Annotated in this window: 14 protein-coding genes and 1 tRNA gene; 7 read left to right on the top strand and 8 right to left on the bottom strand. The window is 62.7% G+C overall.

Annotated elements, in window-relative coordinates; translation table 11 throughout:
• The 3 genes from VFE81_RS21245 to VFE81_RS21235 form a co-directional block, all read left to right on the top strand.
• On the top strand, positions 1-124 hold a 124-nt coding region (locus tag VFE81_RS21245), incomplete at its 5' end, for an ATP-binding protein (protein ID WP_325046483.1).
• Between the two features lie 153 nt (positions 125-277).
• The gene (gene ntrC, locus VFE81_RS21240) at positions 278-1,795 is read left to right on the top strand and encodes a nitrogen regulation protein NR(I) (protein WP_325046482.1); all 1,518 of its coding nucleotides are present in this window, start codon (positions 278-280) and stop codon (positions 1,793-1,795) included.
• A 195-nt stretch (positions 1,796-1,990) separates the two neighbouring features.
• Positions 1,991-4,198 (top strand): prolyl oligopeptidase family serine peptidase, encoded by a 2,208-nt coding sequence (locus VFE81_RS21235; protein ID WP_325046481.1) that lies wholly within the window; start codon positions 1,991-1,993, stop codon positions 4,196-4,198.
• Positions 4,199-4,384: 186 nt separating this feature from the next.
• Here the strand turns inward: VFE81_RS21235 and xth are convergent, their stop codons facing one another.
• Positions 4,385-5,161, bottom strand: coding sequence for an exodeoxyribonuclease III (gene xth / locus VFE81_RS21230; RefSeq protein WP_325046480.1), 777 nt, complete (start codon positions 5,159-5,161; stop codon positions 4,385-4,387).
• A 244-nt stretch (positions 5,162-5,405) separates the two neighbouring features.
• Here xth and VFE81_RS21225 point away from each other — a divergent pair, with 244 nt between their 5' ends.
• Together VFE81_RS21225 and VFE81_RS21220 are read left to right on the top strand one after the other, a co-directional pair.
• Positions 5,406-5,693, top strand: coding sequence for a hypothetical protein (locus VFE81_RS21225; protein ID WP_325046479.1), 288 nt, complete (start codon positions 5,406-5,408; stop codon positions 5,691-5,693).
• 114 nt (positions 5,694-5,807) lie between these two features.
• Positions 5,808-5,884: transfer RNA gene (locus tag VFE81_RS21220), tRNA-Met, on the top strand.
• Between the two features lie 98 nt (positions 5,885-5,982).
• Here VFE81_RS21220 and VFE81_RS21215 read toward each other — a convergent pair.
• Positions 5,983-6,681 carry an aspartate/glutamate racemase family protein gene (locus VFE81_RS21215; protein ID WP_325046478.1) on the bottom strand — a complete coding sequence of 233 codons (699 nt, stop codon included), beginning with the start codon at positions 6,679-6,681 and terminating at the stop codon, positions 5,983-5,985.
• Positions 6,682-6,890: 209 nt separating this feature from the next.
• On the opposite strand from VFE81_RS21215, the gene VFE81_RS21210 reads away from it, so the two are divergent.
• The gene (locus VFE81_RS21210) at positions 6,891-8,192 is read left to right on the top strand and encodes an amidohydrolase family protein (protein ID WP_325046477.1); all 1,302 of its coding nucleotides are present in this window, start codon (positions 6,891-6,893) and stop codon (positions 8,190-8,192) included.
• A 168-nt stretch (positions 8,193-8,360) separates the two neighbouring features.
• Here VFE81_RS21210 and VFE81_RS21205 read toward each other — a convergent pair whose 3' ends face one another.
• The gene (locus VFE81_RS21205; RefSeq protein WP_325046476.1) at positions 8,361-10,469 is read right to left on the bottom strand and encodes a M3 family metallopeptidase; all 2,109 of its coding nucleotides are present in this window, start codon (positions 10,467-10,469) and stop codon (positions 8,361-8,363) included.
• Positions 10,470-10,787: 318 nt separating this feature from the next.
• Between VFE81_RS21205 and VFE81_RS21200 the strand changes: the two genes are divergently transcribed.
• Complete coding sequence (locus tag VFE81_RS21200; RefSeq protein ID WP_325046475.1) at positions 10,788-11,903, top strand: acyltransferase; 1,116 nt, start codon at positions 10,788-10,790, stop codon at positions 11,901-11,903.
• A gap of 66 nt (positions 11,904-11,969) precedes the next feature.
• Here VFE81_RS21200 and folD read toward each other — a convergent pair whose 3' ends face one another.
• From folD to VFE81_RS21175, 5 genes are all read right to left on the bottom strand, one after another.
• Complete coding sequence (folD, locus tag VFE81_RS21195; protein ID WP_325046474.1) at positions 11,970-12,830, bottom strand: bifunctional methylenetetrahydrofolate dehydrogenase/methenyltetrahydrofolate cyclohydrolase FolD; 861 nt, start codon at positions 12,828-12,830, stop codon at positions 11,970-11,972.
• A 396-nt stretch (positions 12,831-13,226) separates the two neighbouring features.
• The gene (locus VFE81_RS21190) at positions 13,227-14,168 is read right to left on the bottom strand and encodes a DUF2950 domain-containing protein (RefSeq protein ID WP_325046473.1); all 942 of its coding nucleotides are present in this window, start codon (positions 14,166-14,168) and stop codon (positions 13,227-13,229) included.
• Between the two features lie 20 nt (positions 14,169-14,188).
• Complete coding sequence (locus VFE81_RS21185) at positions 14,189-15,535, bottom strand: DUF3300 domain-containing protein (protein ID WP_325046472.1); 1,347 nt, start codon at positions 15,533-15,535, stop codon at positions 14,189-14,191.
• A gap of 540 nt (positions 15,536-16,075) precedes the next feature.
• Positions 16,076-16,720, bottom strand: a complete 645-nt coding sequence (gene fixJ, locus VFE81_RS21180) for an oxygen response regulator transcription factor FixJ (RefSeq protein WP_011488992.1) — start codon at positions 16,718-16,720, stop codon at positions 16,076-16,078.
• Positions 16,717-17,071 (bottom strand): sensor histidine kinase (locus VFE81_RS21175; RefSeq protein WP_325046471.1); only part of this gene is annotated, 355 nt, incomplete at its 5' end. The genes VFE81_RS21175 and fixJ, both read right to left, overlap by 4 nt.

Below are 17,071 nucleotides of genomic sequence, written 5' to 3'. Positions count from 1 at the left end.
AGATGGGAGCGGGCTGGGCCTCACGCTCGCGCAGACTTTCGTGCAGCAGCACGACGGCTTGATCGAAGTGGAAAGCAAGCCGGGTTGCACAGAGTTCACCATCTTGTTGCCGTTCGAAGGCTGACCGGACACCGATGAAGGATCGAAGTACCGAAGTACCGAAGCATGGAGTTAAGGATCGATCACGAGGGTTCATCGACATTTTGAAAAGCGCTAGTGCGCCTGACCGTTTCGACGGGCTTATACCGAACCACACGAAGACATCTCGCCGAACTATATGAAGCCGATCTGGATAGTAGACGACGATCAATCGATTCGCTGGGTGCTCGAAAAAGCGCTCGCTCGCGAAAACTTTGCGACACGCAGCTTCGCGAACGTGCGCGAGGCTTCCGCGGCGCTCGATCACGACAGCCCTCAGGTGCTGGTGTCCGACATCAGGATGCCGGGAGGCTCCGGCCTCGAGTTGCTGCAAACCGTCCGTGACAAGGTGCCGGGCTTGCCCGTCATCATCATGACGGCGTTCTCGGATCTGGATAGCGCGGTCGCCGCGTTCCAGGGCGGCGCGTTCGAATACCTCGCCAAGCCGTTCGACGTCGACAAGGCGGTCGAGCTGATCCGCCGCGCGGTCGACGAAAGCATGCGTGGCGAACAGACATGGGACGACCGCGTCGCCGATGCACCGGAAATGCTCGGCCAGGCACCGGCGATGCAGGACATGTTTCGCGCGATCGGCCGGCTGTCGCATTCCGCGGCCACTGTGCTCATTACCGGCGAATCAGGCACCGGTAAGGAACTGGTTGCGCGTGCGTTGCACCGACATAGCCCACGCGCGAACGGTCCGTTCATCGCGCTGAACACGGCGGCGATTCCGAAGGATCTGTTGGAATCCGAACTGTTCGGTCACGAGCGCGGCGCGTTCACCGGCGCGCAGGCCATGCGCCAGGGGCGCTTCGAGCAGGCCGAGAACGGCACGCTGTTTCTCGACGAAATCGGCGATATGCCGTTCGATTTGCAGACACGCCTGTTGCGTGTGCTGTCGGACGGGCAGTTCTATCGCGTCGGCGGGCACAATCCGTTGCGCGCCAATGTGCGCGTGATCGCGGCGACGCACCAGAACCTCGAATCGCGCGTGCGTCAGGGCCTGTTCCGCGAGGACTTGTATCACCGGCTCAATGTGATCCGCTTGCGCTTGCCGGCGTTGCGCGAGCGCAGTGAAGACATTCCGTTGCTCACGCGCCATTTCCTGCAAAAGAGTGCACGCGATCTGGGCGTGGAGCCGAAGCGCGTGTCCGAAGAGGCACTCGCTTATCTGGCCTCGCTGCCGTTTCCGGGCAACGTGCGTCAACTGGAGAATCTCGCCAACTGGCTGACGGTAATGGCGCCGGCGCAGACCATCGAGATCAAGGATTTGCCGCCTGACCTCGGTCCCACACAAGCGGCCGTGACTGATCTCTCCGGCGGTGTTGGCGGTGTGCTCGGCATGGGTGAAGCGGCCCTCGCGGGCGGCGCGCCTATCAATGGCGCCAGCGCGGCCACACATCCGGCTACCACTGCCGGCATGTCGGTCGCGACCATAGTAAGCGCCTGGGAAGGCGGCTTGCGCACCGAAGTCGCGCGGATGTTGCGCGAGAATGCGGCCGACGTCATGGACGAACTCGCACGACGTTTCGAGGCGGCGGTGATTCGCGAGGCGCTGGATTTCACGCGTGGACGCAAGGTGGAAGCAGCGGAGCGGCTCGGCATCGGTCGTAATACGATTACGCGCAAGATTCAGGAGCTCAATCTCGAGCCCTGATGTGTGTTGTCGGCCGGGGCGGCTTGCCAGCCGCCCCGGTAGTTGTCGCTTAGGTCCCCCGCTTGCCAGGTCGCCTCATGGATCGTTCCATGAGCCGCCTCTCCGGCTGTCCCTTCAGCAGTTTGGCGCGTGGCGTCAAAGGCCTTCGGGCTCACGCAAGGCATAATCAGCGCTGTTTTCATTCGACAGCTGACGATGCCCGCTTCTCCCGCTACTTTCTCCTGGCCGCTTTCCCCCGATACCTTTCTGTCGCTCGAAGCACTCGACGATCCTGACGCGCTCGCGTGGGTCGACGCGCAGAACGACCGCACGCGCGCGGCATGGTGCCGCAGCGCGGAATTCGAATCGCTCAAACAGCGGCTTGCCGACGCTTATCTGCCGCGTGAGCGTCCGGTTATCCCCGACCGCTGGAAGGACTGGGCCTACGATCTGTGGCAGGACGAACGCAATCCCAAAGGCATCTGGCGGCGTACGCCGTGGGCGGCCTGGCGCAGTGGCGCGCCGGTCTGGCAGAACCTGCTCGATTTCGACGCGCTCGGTGCAGCCGAAGGCACGCCATGGGTCTGCGCCGAACTCGACATTCTTTATCCGGATGGCGATCGCGCATTGATCACGCTGTCGCCGGGCGGCTCGGATGCGCTCGTGGTGCGTGAGTTCGACATCGACGCGCAACGTTTTGTCGACGACGGCTTCGTGATTGCGAAGGCCGGCAAGCACACGGCTTCGTGGATCGATCGGGATACGCTCTACGTCGGTTGGGACAACGGCCGCAAGACGTTGACGCGCTCCGGCTATCCACGTGAAGTGCGGCGCTGGACGCGGGGCGGCGCGCTGGCCGACGCGCCTGTGGTCTTCAAGGGGGCATTCGGCGACATCGGTGTGGAGGCACACTACGATCCGATCGAGCAGCGACACGCCGTGGTGAGCAGTGTCGATTTCTTCGATTCGCAGACGTACTACCTCGATCGCGCGGACGGCACTGTGGACGGTGCCGATGCGAGTAATCGGGCCGATATTGCCAAGGCCTGGAAGCAGTACGACGTGCCTTCGCACGTCGCGGTCGGCGGATGGCAGGGCTGGCTGCTGCTCGAGCCGCGTCTCGATTGGGACTGCAACGGCGTGCGCTATCCGGGCGGTTCTTTGCTGACGATCCGCGAAGCTGCGTTCTTGCATGGCGAGCGTGACGTAGTGCCGCTGTTCACGCCAACATCGCAAACCTCCGTCTGCGAGTGGACGCATACGCGCAATCACCTGATCGTGTCGTACCTGGAAGATGTGCAGAGCAGGACCGCGCTGTGGATCCCGTCGCAAGCGGCCGATCAGACCTGGCACTGGCATCACCGCCTCTTTCCATCGCATGACGACGTGCAGGCTGACGTCTCACCCGTTGAACCGACGCTGAACGACGAAGTGTTCGTCGATACCGACGATTATTTGCAGCCGCCTGCGTACTGGCTCACCGATCTTGCCCAGGACGACCTGACCGATTGGGAGTTGCTCGACCGCTGGCCGACTCAGTTCGATGCGACGCCGTTCGCCGTGACGCGTGGGCACGCGGTATCCGTGGATGGCACGCGAGTGCCGTATACCGTGATTGGACCGCGGGTTGCGCAACACGGTGGGCAAGGGCAGACGGCGCAGTCTGTGCAGGAGACGCACGAGCAGACGCATGGACAAACGCGCGAGCAGACGCACGAGCAAGCGCGCCCATGCCTGCTCAACGGTTACGGTGGCTTCGCGATTCCATTGCTGCCGGGTTATCTGACCGGGCAGGGCATCGGCTGGCTGGAGCGGGGCGGCGTGTATGTGGTGGCACATATTCGCGGCGGAGGCGAGTTCGGCACAGAGTGGCATACGGCGGCGCAGGGCGAGCATCGACAGCTTGCGTTCGACGATTTCATCGCGGTGGCCGAGGCGCTCATCAGCACAGGCGTGACCAGTGCGGCGCAACTCGGCATTCAGGGCGGCAGCAATGGCGGCCTGCTGGTCGCGGCGTGCATGGTGCAGCGGCCCGAGTTGTTCGGCGCGGTGGTGTGCGAGGTGCCGCTGCTCGACATGAGCCGCTATCACCTGCTGCATGCGGGTGCGTCATGGATCGATGAATACGGCGATCCGGACGAACCCGACGAAGCGCGCGTGCTGGCTGCTTACTCGCCCTATCACCGTGTGAGTGCGGACGTGGCGTATCCGCCCGTGCTGTTCACCACGTCGACTGCCGACGACCGCGTGCATCCCGGACACGCGCGCAAGATGGCCGCGCGCATGCAGGCGCTGGGCGCGGAAAGGGTCTGGTATCGCGAGAACACGGACGGGGGCCACGGCGGCTCCGATGAGCTGGAGCAGGCCGAGCATGACGCGATGGTCTTCGAATTCTTGTGGCGCTGTTTGAACGGGTCGGCGTAGGCCTTTTGAAACAGGCTGACGGCCGTTCAGCTTGAGGCCTTGCTTAACGGCTCACTTTCGGGTCTTCGTTAGAGCAGCCGAGCGGTGCTCCACTTAGCCCCCCGATTAAGAACTCGTTTAGCGTTTTCGCTAAAGCGCCCAGGTGAGGCCCGCTTGGGCCCCGCTTGGGCCTCGCCTGCGGCGCGTTCAGCCGATCTGCGCGACGACCGGCGCGTGATCCGACGGCTGCTCCCATTTGCGCGGGACCTTGTCCACGTCGCAGGACGAGCACGCTTCAGCAAGCTCTTTCGACAGCAGAATGTGGTCGATGCGCAGCCCCGCATTGCGGCGGAACGCCATCATCCGGTAGTCCCACCACGAGTAGATCTTCTCCGGCTGCTCGAACTGGCGGAACGCATCGACAAGACCAAGTTCGATCAGCCGCACGAACTCGACGCGCTCTTCGGGCGACACCAGATTCTGGCCTTCCCATGCTTTCGGATCGTGTACGTCGCGATCTTCCGGCGCGATGTTGTAGTCGCCGAGCAGCGCGAGCTTCGGATACAGCACCATTTCGCTCGCGATCCAGTCGTGCAGTGCAGCGAGCCAGCGCAGTTTGTAGGCGAATTTGTCGGTGCCCGGCGCCTGGCCGTTCGGAAAGTACGCGGAAATGATGCGCTCGCCCTCGATGGTCGCGGCGATCACGCGTTGCTGCGGGTCCTCGAAGCCGGGGATGTTGCGCACGATAGTGCTTTCGTCGACGTTCAGGCCATCGCGCACCAGGATGCCGACGCCGTTATAGGTCTTCTGGCCCGCGAACCAGCTCCGGTAGCCTTTCGCTTCGAGTTCGGCGCGCGGGAATTTGTCGTCGGTCAGCTTCAGTTCCTGCAGGCACAGCACATCCGTGTGGCTGGTTTCGAGCCAATCGATGACATGCTGCAGGCGAACCTTGAGGGAGTTAACGTTCCACGTTGCGATTTTCATGAAGTTCTCACATTCTTGCTGAGCAAGGCTTTGTGGGGCGTTGACCCCGCGTCTTTGCTTTATCTACCCGTCTGACGGCCCAAAATCGGATTGTCAGGATCGGGTGAATTCCGATAGTCCCGCATCTTATCGCGCGAGACGAGCGATCGTGAAAATTGCCCCGGCGGCCGTGAAAAATAAAAGCCCGATCCCGTCATGCCGCGGCGTATAGTGGGATCACATTTACACGCATCGGGGATGCATCATGGCCCAGCTTTATCCAGCCCTTTATAAGGACTTCGAAGTGCATCCGCTGGTGTTTTCGCGGGAGTTCGACAAGTTCGACGGTCACAAGCGTCATGCCGAAGGGTACGACGTTGCGGTACGCGTCTGCCGGCCGGGCGCGATCGGCGGCTCGAAGGCAAGCCGCGTATTTCGTCTCGTGCTGCCGGCCACGTTTTCCGATTTCGGCGTCGCGAAACGCAGCGCGAGCCAGTACGGCGCGGACATCATCGACGGCAAAGTGGAAGGTGCGACGGTCGAAGATCTTTGAGCTGTACACTCAGTTGCTGCATGAGCATGAACACGCGCGGCGCGCCTCGTTTGAAACTATTTCATCCGATTGTTTGACGTCTTGCTGACAGCCCGCTATAATCTTTTTCTCTGACGCGGGGTGGAGCAGTCTGGCAGCTCGTCGGGCTCATAACCCGAAGGTCGTAGGTTCAAATCCTACCCCCGCAACCAAGTATTGTTGAAAGCCCGCTAGCGCAAGCTACGCGGGCTTTTTAACTTCTGGCGTCGCCCTCGTGCATGCCTCATACATGCATGCGGCGCGCTTGCATTCAGTCCGACTCGATCGCCCATTCCACCGCGGCCTGCGCATGCAACGCAGTGGTATCGAACACGGGTAACGCCGAATCTTCCGGTTTGATCAGCAAGGTGATTTCCGTGCAGCCGAGAATCACCGCCTGCGCACCACGCGCAGCGAGTCCTTCGATCACACGTTGATACACCGCACGCGAGGCGTCATTCACTTTGCCGTGGCACAGCTCGTCGTAGATGATGCGGTGCACATCCGCGCGTTCGGCTTCATCGGGAGTCAGTGTTTCGAGGTCGTAGCGCTCGCGTAAGCGCCCCGCGTAGAACGTCTGCTCCATCGTATAGCGTGTACCCAGCAAGCCGACCCGCTCGATTCCTGCGGCGCGCAGCGCGTTGCCGGTCGGATCGGCGATGTGCAGGAAGGGCACGTCGATCGCCTGTTCGATCGATTCATACACGCGATGCATCGTGTTGGTCGCCAGTATCACCAGGTCGGCGCCGCCTCGTTCGAGTTGACGGGCGGCGTCGGCCAACTGTTTGCCAAGCGCGGTCCAGTCGCCGGCGCGCTGGCTGGCCTCGATCGGTGCGAAGTCGACCGTCAGCATCAGGCTGCGGGCGTTATGATGGCCGCCCAGGCGGGCCTTGGCGTGGCGGTTCAGGAGCTTGTAGTACTCGGTGGACGACTCCCAACTCATTCCGCCGATCACGCCGATAGTTTTCATATGCATGCTCCGTGGGTGGATGACGTATGCGCGCCGAAGCCGAAGCCGAGCGCTAGATGTTGAACGTCGAGTATAGGCTGGCGCTATGACCTACAGCCGGTACGGATTCCCCTCTGCCCACCGGTACGGCATCTTGTTAAAACGCGGCACGCACTTTCTGACGCCGATAGAATCGTACTCAGTCAAAGAGCGGTCAACAGGAGCGAACCATGGATCTGATTATCCGCCGCGCGATGCTGCCGCCGAGCGCCACATCACAGTACAAGCAGCACAAGGAGCCGGTCGACATCGGCATCGAAGCGAGCCGCATCGTCGCCGTCGAGCCGAATCTGGCCGCGAGCGCCCGCGAAGAAATCGACGCCGCCGGTTCGCTCGTCACGCCGCCGTTCGTCGACCCGCATTTCCACATGGACGCGACGCTGTCGTACGGTCTGCCGCGCGTGAATGCGTCGGGCACCTTGCTGGAAGGCATCGCGTTGTGGGGCGAACTGAAGCCGGACCTCACGCAGGAGGCGCTGATCGAGCGCGCGCTGCAATACTGCGATTGGGCTGTCGCGCGCGGGCTGCTGGCGATTCGCAGCCACGTGGATGTGTGCGATCCGCGCTTGCTCGCGGTCGAGGCGCTGGTCGAAGTGAAGCGCCGCGTCGCACCGTATCTCGACCTGCAACTGGTTGGGTTTCCGCAGGACGGCGTCTTGCGCAGCGCAGGCGCATTCGAGAATCTCAAGCGTGCGATTGCGATGGGCGTCGACGTGGTCGGCGGGATTCCGCATTTCGAACGCACAATGGCCGACGGCGCGCTGTCCGTGCGCATGTTGTGCGAGTTCGCGGCGGAGCAGGGCTTGCGCGTCGATATGCATTGCGACGAATCGGACGATCCGATGTCGCGTCATATCGAAACGCTCGCAGCCGAAACGCACCGGCTCGGCTTGCAGGGGCGTGTCACCGGCTCGCATCTGACCTCGATGCATTCGATGGACAACTACTACGTCAGCAAGCTCCTGCCGCTGATGCGCGAGTCGGGTGTCGCCGCGATCGCCAATCCGTTGATCAACATCACGCTGCAAGGCCGCAGCGACACGTATCCGAAACGGCGTGGCATGACACGCGTGCCGGAGATGATGGCTGCGGGCATCAACGTCGCGTTCGGCCACGACTGCGTGATGGACCCGTGGTACAGCCTCGGTTCGGGCGATATGCTCGAAGTCGCGCACATGGGCTTGCATGTTGCGCAGATGACGGGCGTCGACGGCATGCACGCCTGTTTCGACGCGGTCACGGTGAATGCCGCGCGTATTCTCGGGCTGGAGGGCTATGGCATCGCGCCGGGTTGTGCGGCCAATCTCGTGCTGCTCGACGCACGCGATCCGGTCGAAGCAATTCGCTTGCGCGCCGCCCGGCTTGCGGTGGTGAGCCGCGGCAAGGTGGTAAGCCGTGCGCCTGCCGCGCGTGCGGCGTTGTCGCTGGACGGGCGTCCTGCGCAGGTGGATTTCAAACTGCATCGCGGTTAGCCGCCGCACGAAGGATACTGACGCGCGAATGGAAAAAGCCGGTGCTTGCTCATGAAAAAACACCCCAAATCGTTGGACGGGCGTCCAACGATTTGGGGTGCAGTTCAGTCACCGGGTTTTTTCGGCGTCGACGTGATCTACAACGCCGACGAATACTTCAACGCAAGATCAATGCGCCGCGGCAGGCGTCATGCCGTTGTGGCGCAGCAGCGCATCGATATTCGGCTCGCGGCCGCGGAACGCCTTGAACGATTCCATCGCGGGACGGCTGCCACCCACTTCCAGAATCTCCTTGCGATAACGCATGCCGGTCGCCTGATCGAGCACGCTGCCGCTCGCGGCTTGGGCGGCTTCTTCGAACGCTGCATACGCATCGGCGGACAGCACTTCAGCCCACTTGTAGCTGTAGTAACCCGCTGCATAACCACCCGCGAAAATATGGCTGAACGTATTCGGCCAACGCGAGAACGAAGCTTGCGGCACCACGTGGAAGCGCTCGTTGATTTCGCTCGCGAGTTCGGTCGCGCTCTTCGTGCCGGACGCATCGAAACCGGTATGCAGTTGCATGTCGAACATCGAGAACACGATTTGGCGCAACGTGCCGAGACCGCTCTGGAAATTCTTCGCGGCGAGCATCTTGTCGAACAGATCATGCGGCAGAGGCTTGGCGGTATCGACGTGCGAGGTCATGTCGCTCAACACGTCCCACTCCCAGCAGAAGTTCTCCATGAATTGCGACGGCAATTCAACCGCGTCCCACTCGACACCGTTGATGCCCGACACGCCCAGTTCATCGACACGCGTAAGCATGTGATGCAACCCGTGGCCGAACTCATGGAACAGCGTGATCACTTCATCATGCGTGAAGCAGGCAGGCTTGCCGCCAACCGGCGCCGAGAAGTTGCAGGTCAGATACGCCACCGGCGTTTGCACGCCGCCGTGCGTGTGCTTGTGACGGCCGCGCGCATCGTCCATCCAGGCGCCACCGCGTTTGCCTTCGCGTGCATACAGATCGAGATAGAACTGGGCGACAAGACCGCCGTCCTGATTCTCGACGCGGAAAAAGCGCACGTCCGGATGCCACACGGTCGCTTCGTCGCGACGGATGCGCACGCCGAACAGCGTTTCAGTGACCTTGAAGAGTCCCTTGAATACGACGTCTTCCGGGAAGTACTGTTTGACTTCGTTCTCGGAGAACGAATAGCGGTTCTGGCGCAAACGTTCGGCGGCAAACGTCATGTCCCAAGGCTGCAGGTCGGTCATGCCGAGTTCGTTCGCGGCAAATTCGCGCAGTTCTTTCCAGTCCTGTTCGGCGTGCGGACGCGCGCGCGTGGCGAGGTCTTCGAGGAAGGTCATTACTTGCGCCGGCGACTCGGCCATCTTCGGTGCGAGCGAGACTTCGGCGAAGTTGTTGTAGCCGAGCATGTGCGCTTCTTCCGCGCGCAGCTTCAACTGATCGGCGAGCACCTGAGTGTTGTCCCACTCGGGCTTGCCGCCGCCGTATTGCGCACCGAGCTCGGAGGCGCGCGTCACATACGCGCGGTACATGGTTTCGCGCATCGCGCGATTTTCCGAGTACTGCATCACGGGGAAGTACGACGGGAAGTGCAGCGTGAATTTGTAGCCGGTTTTGCCTTCGCGTTCGGCCGCTTCCTTCGCGGCTTCGATCACGTCTTCAGGCAGGCCGGCTAGTTGTGCTTCATCGCCGGCCTCGACGACATAGGCGTATGCGTTCGTCGCATCGAGGACGTGATCCGAAAACGCTTTCGACAATCCCGCCTGGCGTTCCTGCAATTCGGCGAAACGCGGCTTCTGGTCTTCCGGCAATTCCGCGCCCGACAGGCGGAAATCGCGCAGCGCATTGCCGAGGATCTTCTTGCGCTCGCCGGTCAGCGACGAAAAATCGCTGCTGGCGTGAAGCGCCTTGTACTTCTCATACAGCGCGAGATTCTGGCCGACGCTCGACCAGAATTCGGTGACGCGCGTCAGATTTTCACCGTATACGGCACGCAGTTCAGGCGTATCCGCCACGGCATTCAGATGGCCGACCACGCTCCAGGCGCGCGACAGCGGTTCGGTGGCGCGCTCGACCGGTTCGACCACGTCGGCCCACGAAGCGGGCGTAATGGGTTGAGCGGCGCGCTCGACGGCGGCGGCCGCATCGGCGAGCAGGACATCGAGGGCGGGTGTGACGTGTTCGGGGCGGATCTCGCCAAAGCGCGGCAGGTCGGAGAAATCGAGGAGCGGATTGTCTTGATTCGAGGGGGTAGTGGACATAAGGCTTCCTGTCTGACGCGGGTGAACGGGTAATCGGTGCATCGACGGGCGCGCGCGATGACGCCCCGATAACACTCCATAGGGACATTATTGGGGCAGCGCACGCCGATTCCAATCCGTCGGCAGACAAATTATCAGATGTTGCGCACCTGTGCGCGAGGAGCGAACGCCGTACGCGGTTCGGGCGGCGGGAACGCGCCGCTGTGCGGCGCCCGCTATGCCGCTGCACTCTGTGCGAAAGCGAACGGTTCGAATTGCTGCCGTGCCGCATTCTGACGTGTCGCCACTCGTCAGCGACGCTTTCTGTAAGAGGTATCGATGAATCCGCTTTCGCACGCTCTATCGCGCAAGGGCAACAACTTCGACCTCGTGCGGCTCCTTGCCGCCGTTGCCGTCGTGTACGGCCACTCGTATCTGCTGCAAGCACCCGACGGCGCGACGGATTGGGTCCAGAACGCGCTCGGCTTCGACGGTTTCGGTGCACTTGGCGTCTATGCGTTTTTTCTCTTGAGCGGCATGCTGGTGACCGCCAGTTTCGACCGGCAACGTTCGGTGCCTCGTTTCGCCGCGTTGCGCATCGCGCGCCTGTGGCCGGCGGTGGCGGGGGGCTCGCTGGTGACCGTGTTCATCGTCGGGCCTCTGTTCACGACACTGCCGCTGCGCGACTATTTCGCCTCTGGCATGACGTGGACCAACCTCGACAACTTCTCCACCATCGTGCTGAAAATCGGCTGGGCGCTACCCGGCGTATTCGAGCACAACCGCTTTCCGGTCGACGTCTGCGCGCCGCTGTGGACACTGCCGCTCGAAGTGCGCTGCTATCTGATCGTGATGGTGACCGGCATGCTGGGGCTGTTGTCCAGCGCGCGCGGCGTGGTGCTGGCGGTGGCGCTTGGGTGCGCCGCGTTCGTTCTGCGCGTGCATCTGCCGCATCTGCAGATCGGGCTGCGTGACTTCAGCGAAACACCCGGCGGCTATTCGTTCTGGCCGGAGCCGTTTTTCATGCTGGGGATGCTGCTGTACGGTTGGCGCGACCGGATCGACATCAACGGCCTGACGGCCCTCGCGCTGGCGATGGTGTTTCTGGTGTTCCGCGACACGGCCGGCGCGCAGCCGCTGTTTTATCTGGCTTTTGTTTACGGCGTGCTGTGGGTGGGCTCGACGCCGCTCTTGCGGCGCTTCGTGCCGCGCCACGATTACTCGTATGGGATTTATCTGTACGGCTTCATGGTGCAGCAATGCGTCGCGAATATCGCACCGCAGTTGAGCCATGTGACGGCGGTGCTGATCGCCGCGCCGTTCATCCTGCTATGTGCGGCGCTGTCGTGGCACTTCGTGGAGCGGCCGGTGCTGAAGTGGTGTCGCGGGCGCCTTGCGCGTCGGCAGGCGCCGCAGGGCGCGGGCATCGCGGCAGGGGATCAGGCCGCACATTGAGTGTGTGGTTTGCCGTCAACGTGGAGCGACCGGAGTCAGTTCTTTACGCAAGCCGCCGTTGCGGATTTACGCCTCTGCTGCCGCTTCGCGCTCGGCGGCTTCGATCGTGTTGACGAGCAGCATCGTGATGGTCATCGGGCCGACGCCGCCCGGCACCGGCGTGATATAGCCCGCCACTTCCTTGACGCCCGCGAAGTCGACGTCGCCGCACAGCTTGCCGGCTTCGTCGCGATTCATGCCGACGTCGATCACGGCAGCGCCCGGCTTCACCATGTCCGCCGTGAGAATGTTGCGCAGGCCAGTGGCGGCGACCACCACGTCGGCGTTACGGGTATGGGCGGCCAGATCGCGCGTCTTGCTATGGCAGATGGTGACGGTCGCGCCGGCTTCGAGCAGCAGCAGCGCCATCGGCTTGCCGACGATGTTCGAACGGCCGATCACCACGGCGTTCGCACCTTGCAGCGGAATCTCATAGGCTGCCAGCATCTTCATCACGCCGTACGGCGTGCACGGGCGGAACAGCGGCCGGCCGGTCATCAGCGCACCGGCATTGGCAACGTGAAAACCGTCGACGTCCTTTTCCGGAGCGATCGCCTCGATCACCTTGTGGCTGTCGATATGCGGTGGCAGCGGCAGTTGCACCAGAATGCCGTGGATGCGCGGATCGCGATTCAGTTCGTCAATGCGAGCCAGCAGTTCGGCTTCCGGCAGATCGGCCGGATAGCGGTCGAACGACGAACCGAGGCCGTTGTCATTGCACGCCTTGACCTTGTTGCGCACATAGACTTCGCTGGCCGGATTGTCGCCGACCAGCACCACGGCGAGGCCCGGCTGATGCCCACGGGCGGTGAGGGCGGCCGCGCGCGTGGCGACTTCGGCGCGCAGGGTCTTGGAAAGGGCTAGGCCGTCGATCAGTTTGGCAGTCATGGTCGGTCGAGATGGGCAGTTTGGAAAGCGGAGCAGGGCGCAGGCGCGCGTGTGACATGTGCGGCACGTGCGATGGCGCTTTTCATCGGAAACGGGTCGGCACATGAAAAGCGCGCGGAGCGAATCAGGGATAAGCAGCGCTGCAAAGTCCGACATTATACCGGCCCGGCATGGCGCACCACGTACGGATTCCAGGCACGCGGGAGCGCCGCGGATTCGCGATACCTTCGTGGGTCCATATCCACGCTCGCGGCGGTTGGCTGGCGTGGTCGTCAGGTGTGGGGGTTGGCGCGGGTGTCAACACGAATACCGGCGCTGGGCGCCGGCACCGATCCGAAACAGATCGGCCGCGGACGGCTTGTGTGCCGCCGCGGCCGTCGAGCGACTCCCGCTGCTTTACTGTTGCACCGGCTGCCAGCTATCGTCCGGGTCGAACGACTTAACGGCCGCCGCGGCGCGCGCGCTCTGCGGTCCGAGGTTCTTCTGATAGACCTGACCGTCCTGATTGACGATAAAGCTCATCACGCCGGTCTTGCCGTATTCGGCTGGCGAGGCGATCAGACCGAAGCCTTTGGGCATCTCGCCGTTCTCGACGTAGTTCTGCGCGCCGCCCTTTGCATGCGAACCCTGCGCCGTCAGGATCCGGTAGTGATAGCCGTGGTAAGCCTCTTTCGGCAGGGTGCCGTTGGGCATGGTGGCGGCGAGCGGTCCAAGCGGGCTTTCCGTTTCTCCGGGCGCTGTCGCCCAATACAGGCCGTCATGCTGGCCCTGCGTACTGACGAAGCGCTGCGCGTAGTGCTGGGTCAGGTTGTGATAGTCGTTCTGTGCGTCGAGATAGGCGAGCGAAGTCAGGATCGCCGCGTGTTCGTTGCGGCCGATGCGACGTGTCAGCATCTCATCCTGCGCGGCCGGCGGATCGAAGCGCCAGCCGTGCGCGGCTTGCACAAGCGGAATCGGCAAGGTCCAGCCACTGTCACCGACCGCCAGATGGGCGGTTGCGCGGCCCTTGCTTTTCACGGGGTCTTCGACGATCTGATGCCCTTTCGACCATGCGCCGAGGAACTGGTAGATGTCGTCCTCGCCGATTCCTTCGGAAGGAATGAAGCGATGAAAATCGTTGCCGAGTACGTGCTTGAGTGCACTTTCGTCGTTGCGGGCCAAGGCGTCGACGAACGCATTGGCGGCGTCGTCAGCACTCGGATAGACCGCCTGCGCGTGGGCGGCGGTCGTGCCGAGCAGCAGCACCGGCGCCACCAGCAGGGTGCCGGTCGTGCCGAGGGCGACAGCGAACGTCAGAGCTTGGGCGCGCAGGGCGCCGCGTGGAAATAAGCGAATCATCAGAGACTCCTCTTGATCGATCAACGGTTGCGGCCGAGGTGGCGCTCACCACCGCCGCCACCGCCCAGTCGGCCGCCGTCACCGCCGCCGCGCTGGATGCCGCCGCCGTTTGCACCGAGACCGCCGCCCGTGCGTTGCTGGCCGCCGCCGTTGGCGCCGAGACCGCCGCCCGTGCGTTGCTGGCCGCCACCGTTGGCGCCGAAGCCGCCGCTGCCGGAACGGTTCGCGGCAGCGTTGCGGCTCGCCTCGCCACGCTGCGTGTCCTGCCGCGCGCTATTGCCGTCGCCGGCGCCGCGCAACGCGTTATCGCGATTGGCGTTCTGTGCGCGGTTCTGCAAATCGGCGTTCTGCGTGCCGCCCTGGTGAATCCCTTGCACGCGCTGGCTCGCATTGCCGCTCAGGTTCTGGCCGGTACGGTTCTGCAAGGTTTGCTGCGCCTGGGCACGGGCGGCGTCGTCACGGCCGCGATAGGCATCGCGCTGCGCGCCGCCGAGGTTGTTGTTGACGTTGCGGTTGAGATTCGCATTGTTGACGTTGCGATTGACGTTGGTGTTGCGGTTCCAGTTCGTCGTGTTGCTGTTCACGTTGAGCCGGTTGTTCACATTGATGTTGTTGTACCGGTTCACGTTGATGTTGACGTCGTGCGTGTTCCAGTTGAAACCACCCCACAGCGAATTGGCAACCGCGACACCGGCGCCGAACGCAAGGCCGGCAGCCAAACCGCTTGCGATTGCATAACCGGTCGGCGGCGGCACATACACGGGCGGGTAGGCGGGATAGGGCCATGTGCCGTAGACGACAGTCGGGTTATACGTCGGTACATACACGACTTGCGGATTGGCCGGCACGATCTGAATCGTACTTTGCTCGACCACGACCTTCTGTTGCGAGCTCGTTTTCAGATTGCCTGCCGCTTGCGCCTGTTTGCGTAAGCGCTGCACGGAGTCCATCACGTCATTCGACTGGCCGAGAAAGGCCGTGCCGAGTTGCGAGACCCAGTCGGGTTTCGACGCCATTGTCGCGAGGACCTGCGGGAAGGCGACCAGCGATTGCACGCTCGGGTCCCACGGCTGGGACGCGACGGCCTTCACGGCGTCGTCGCCTTGCAGCTTTGTGTTCGCTTTCGACCATGCGGCTGCGGCCTGCACGTCTTGAGGGAAGGTGGCGGCCATCAGCACCTGCGCGAGCAGGGCGTCGGGATAGAGCGCGATGGGTGCAGTCAGCGAATCGAGTTGCTGGGTCGACATCTTCGCGGCGCTTTGCGCATAGGCCGCGCTCGGCATGGCCAGACCGACGAAGAGTGGCGCGCCCGCAAGTGCGGCGCAAACAAGCAACACACGCGAACGGTGTGCTCCGGATCGTTTCACGATGAAATCCTCCCGGTTGCGTTAGACGCGCAAAGTCAATGCGCAGCGTAGGCTGCGTTGCTTCGGCGCAAAGGAATGGAGCAGGAAGCAAGTAAAGGCCGGCTCAGTTTCGCTTCAGCCGTTCGATAGGACAGATCCCTCAGCAATGCGGTTGAGCCGCGGTAACTGCTTTGCGTCGCCTGGCGACGCGCACACGACAACGGCAGCACACTTGTCCTGCGTTCATCGGGCATCAACGATTCCTGTTGAGGAGTTCTGTGTAAATTAAGGGACGCAGCGGAGCTTGTCAATCTTGTCGGCGGAAAGAAATTATTGCCGCGCGACGTAAGCGCACGCTGTGTAATGCGTAATGATTAACGGATGTGAACGCTGATGCGGATGCGGGCGTGTTGAGCCATGCCGCCCGTCGTTGTTGCGGAGTTGTTGCGAAGCGGGTGAAGGGAGGAGAGGCGGATGAGACAGGCCGGACTGTTCGACAGTCCGGCCATTGACACACAGTCGCGACCCGCGGCGTGTGCCGCGGTCGTGACGTTTATCGGTTTATTGCGCCGGTTGCGGCTTGTTCGACAACGCGAGCCGCAGCAGATCGGCGACCGTGTTGACGTTGAGCTTTTCCATGATGTTCGCGCGGTGCGCTTCAACCGTCTTGATGCTGATGCCGAGGTCGTCGGCGATCTGCTTGTTCAGGCGGCCGGCAATAATGCGCTCGAGCACCTGATGCTCACGCGCGGTCAGCTTGCCCAGACGCTCGGCAGCGGCGCGCTGTTGCTGCACGCTGGTGCTTTCGCTGCGTGCCTTGTCGAGCATGCGCTCGACCAGCTTGCGCAGTTCGGCTTCGTCGAACGGCTTTTCGATGAAGTCCATGGCGCCTTTTTTCATCGTCGACACGGCCATCGGCACGTCGCCGTGGCCCGTCACGAAGATGATCGGCAGCGACGCGTTGTCGGCGATCAGGCGTTCCTGCAACTCGAGCCCGCTCATGCCGGACATCCGCACATCGAGAATCAGACAAGCGATCTGGCCCGGATGCGTATGCGGCTGCCATGCGTCGATGAACTGCTCGGCGCTGGAGAAGCATTGCACGCGGTAGCCGTTCGCCTCCAGCAGCCAGCGCAGCGAATCTCGTACGGCCTCATCGTCGTCGACGACAAAGACAGTTTCCTGTGTGGTGACTGGGCTGTTCATAGCTCTCCCGTAACGGTTTGTGGTGTCGGCGCCTCTGACCCGCCGTTGCTCGGGCCGTCAGGCTCTCCAATAGGCAGACTGCAATGGAACGTGGCGCCTGTGATGTGACCGTCAGATTCGACGTTGTTGACCACCCACAGACGGCCGCGGTGCGATTCGATAATCGAACGGCAGATGTTCAGCCCCATGCCCATACCATCGGACTTGGTGCTGTAAAACGGTTCGAACAACCGCTCGGCTGTTGCTTCGTCGACGCCCGGTCCCTGGTCGACGACACTGATACAGACAAACCCGCCTTCCAGCCGGACGACCACGCGAATCACGGGGTCGACCGCATTCGGGCGCGCATCG

The organism is Paraburkholderia sp., assembly GCF_035656215.1.
Classification (GTDB): domain Bacteria; phylum Pseudomonadota; class Gammaproteobacteria; order Burkholderiales; family Burkholderiaceae; genus Paraburkholderia.
This window is presented reverse-complemented; position numbering and strand designations above follow the sequence as displayed.

What these genes read in the sequence shown, in the direction of transcription:
- ntrC (WP_325046482.1), top strand. Translation starts at nt 278, where the DNA reads ATGAAGCCGATCTGGATAGTAGACGACGATCAATCGATTCGCTGGGTG.
- VFE81_RS21235 (WP_325046481.1), top strand. Translation starts at nt 1,991, where the DNA reads ATGCCCGCTTCTCCCGCTACTTTCTCCTGGCCGCTTTCCCCCGATACC.
- xth (WP_325046480.1), bottom strand. Translation starts at nt 5,161, where the DNA reads ATGAAAATCGCAACGTGGAACGTTAACTCCCTCAAGGTTCGCCTGCAG.
- VFE81_RS21225 (WP_325046479.1), top strand. Translation starts at nt 5,406, where the DNA reads ATGGCCCAGCTTTATCCAGCCCTTTATAAGGACTTCGAAGTGCATCCG.
- VFE81_RS21215 (WP_325046478.1), bottom strand. Translation starts at nt 6,681, where the DNA reads ATGAAAACTATCGGCGTGATCGGCGGAATGAGTTGGGAGTCGTCCACC.
- VFE81_RS21210 (WP_325046477.1), top strand. Translation starts at nt 6,891, where the DNA reads ATGGATCTGATTATCCGCCGCGCGATGCTGCCGCCGAGCGCCACATCA.
- VFE81_RS21205 (WP_325046476.1), bottom strand. Translation starts at nt 10,469, where the DNA reads ATGTCCACTACCCCCTCGAATCAAGACAATCCGCTCCTCGATTTCTCC.
- VFE81_RS21200 (WP_325046475.1), top strand. Translation starts at nt 10,788, where the DNA reads ATGAATCCGCTTTCGCACGCTCTATCGCGCAAGGGCAACAACTTCGAC.
- folD (WP_325046474.1), bottom strand. Translation starts at nt 12,830, where the DNA reads ATGACTGCCAAACTGATCGACGGCCTAGCCCTTTCCAAGACCCTGCGC.
- VFE81_RS21190 (WP_325046473.1), bottom strand. Translation starts at nt 14,168, where the DNA reads ATGATTCGCTTATTTCCACGCGGCGCCCTGCGCGCCCAAGCTCTGACG.
- fixJ (WP_011488992.1), bottom strand. Translation starts at nt 16,720, where the DNA reads ATGAACAGCCCAGTCACCACACAGGAAACTGTCTTTGTCGTCGACGAC.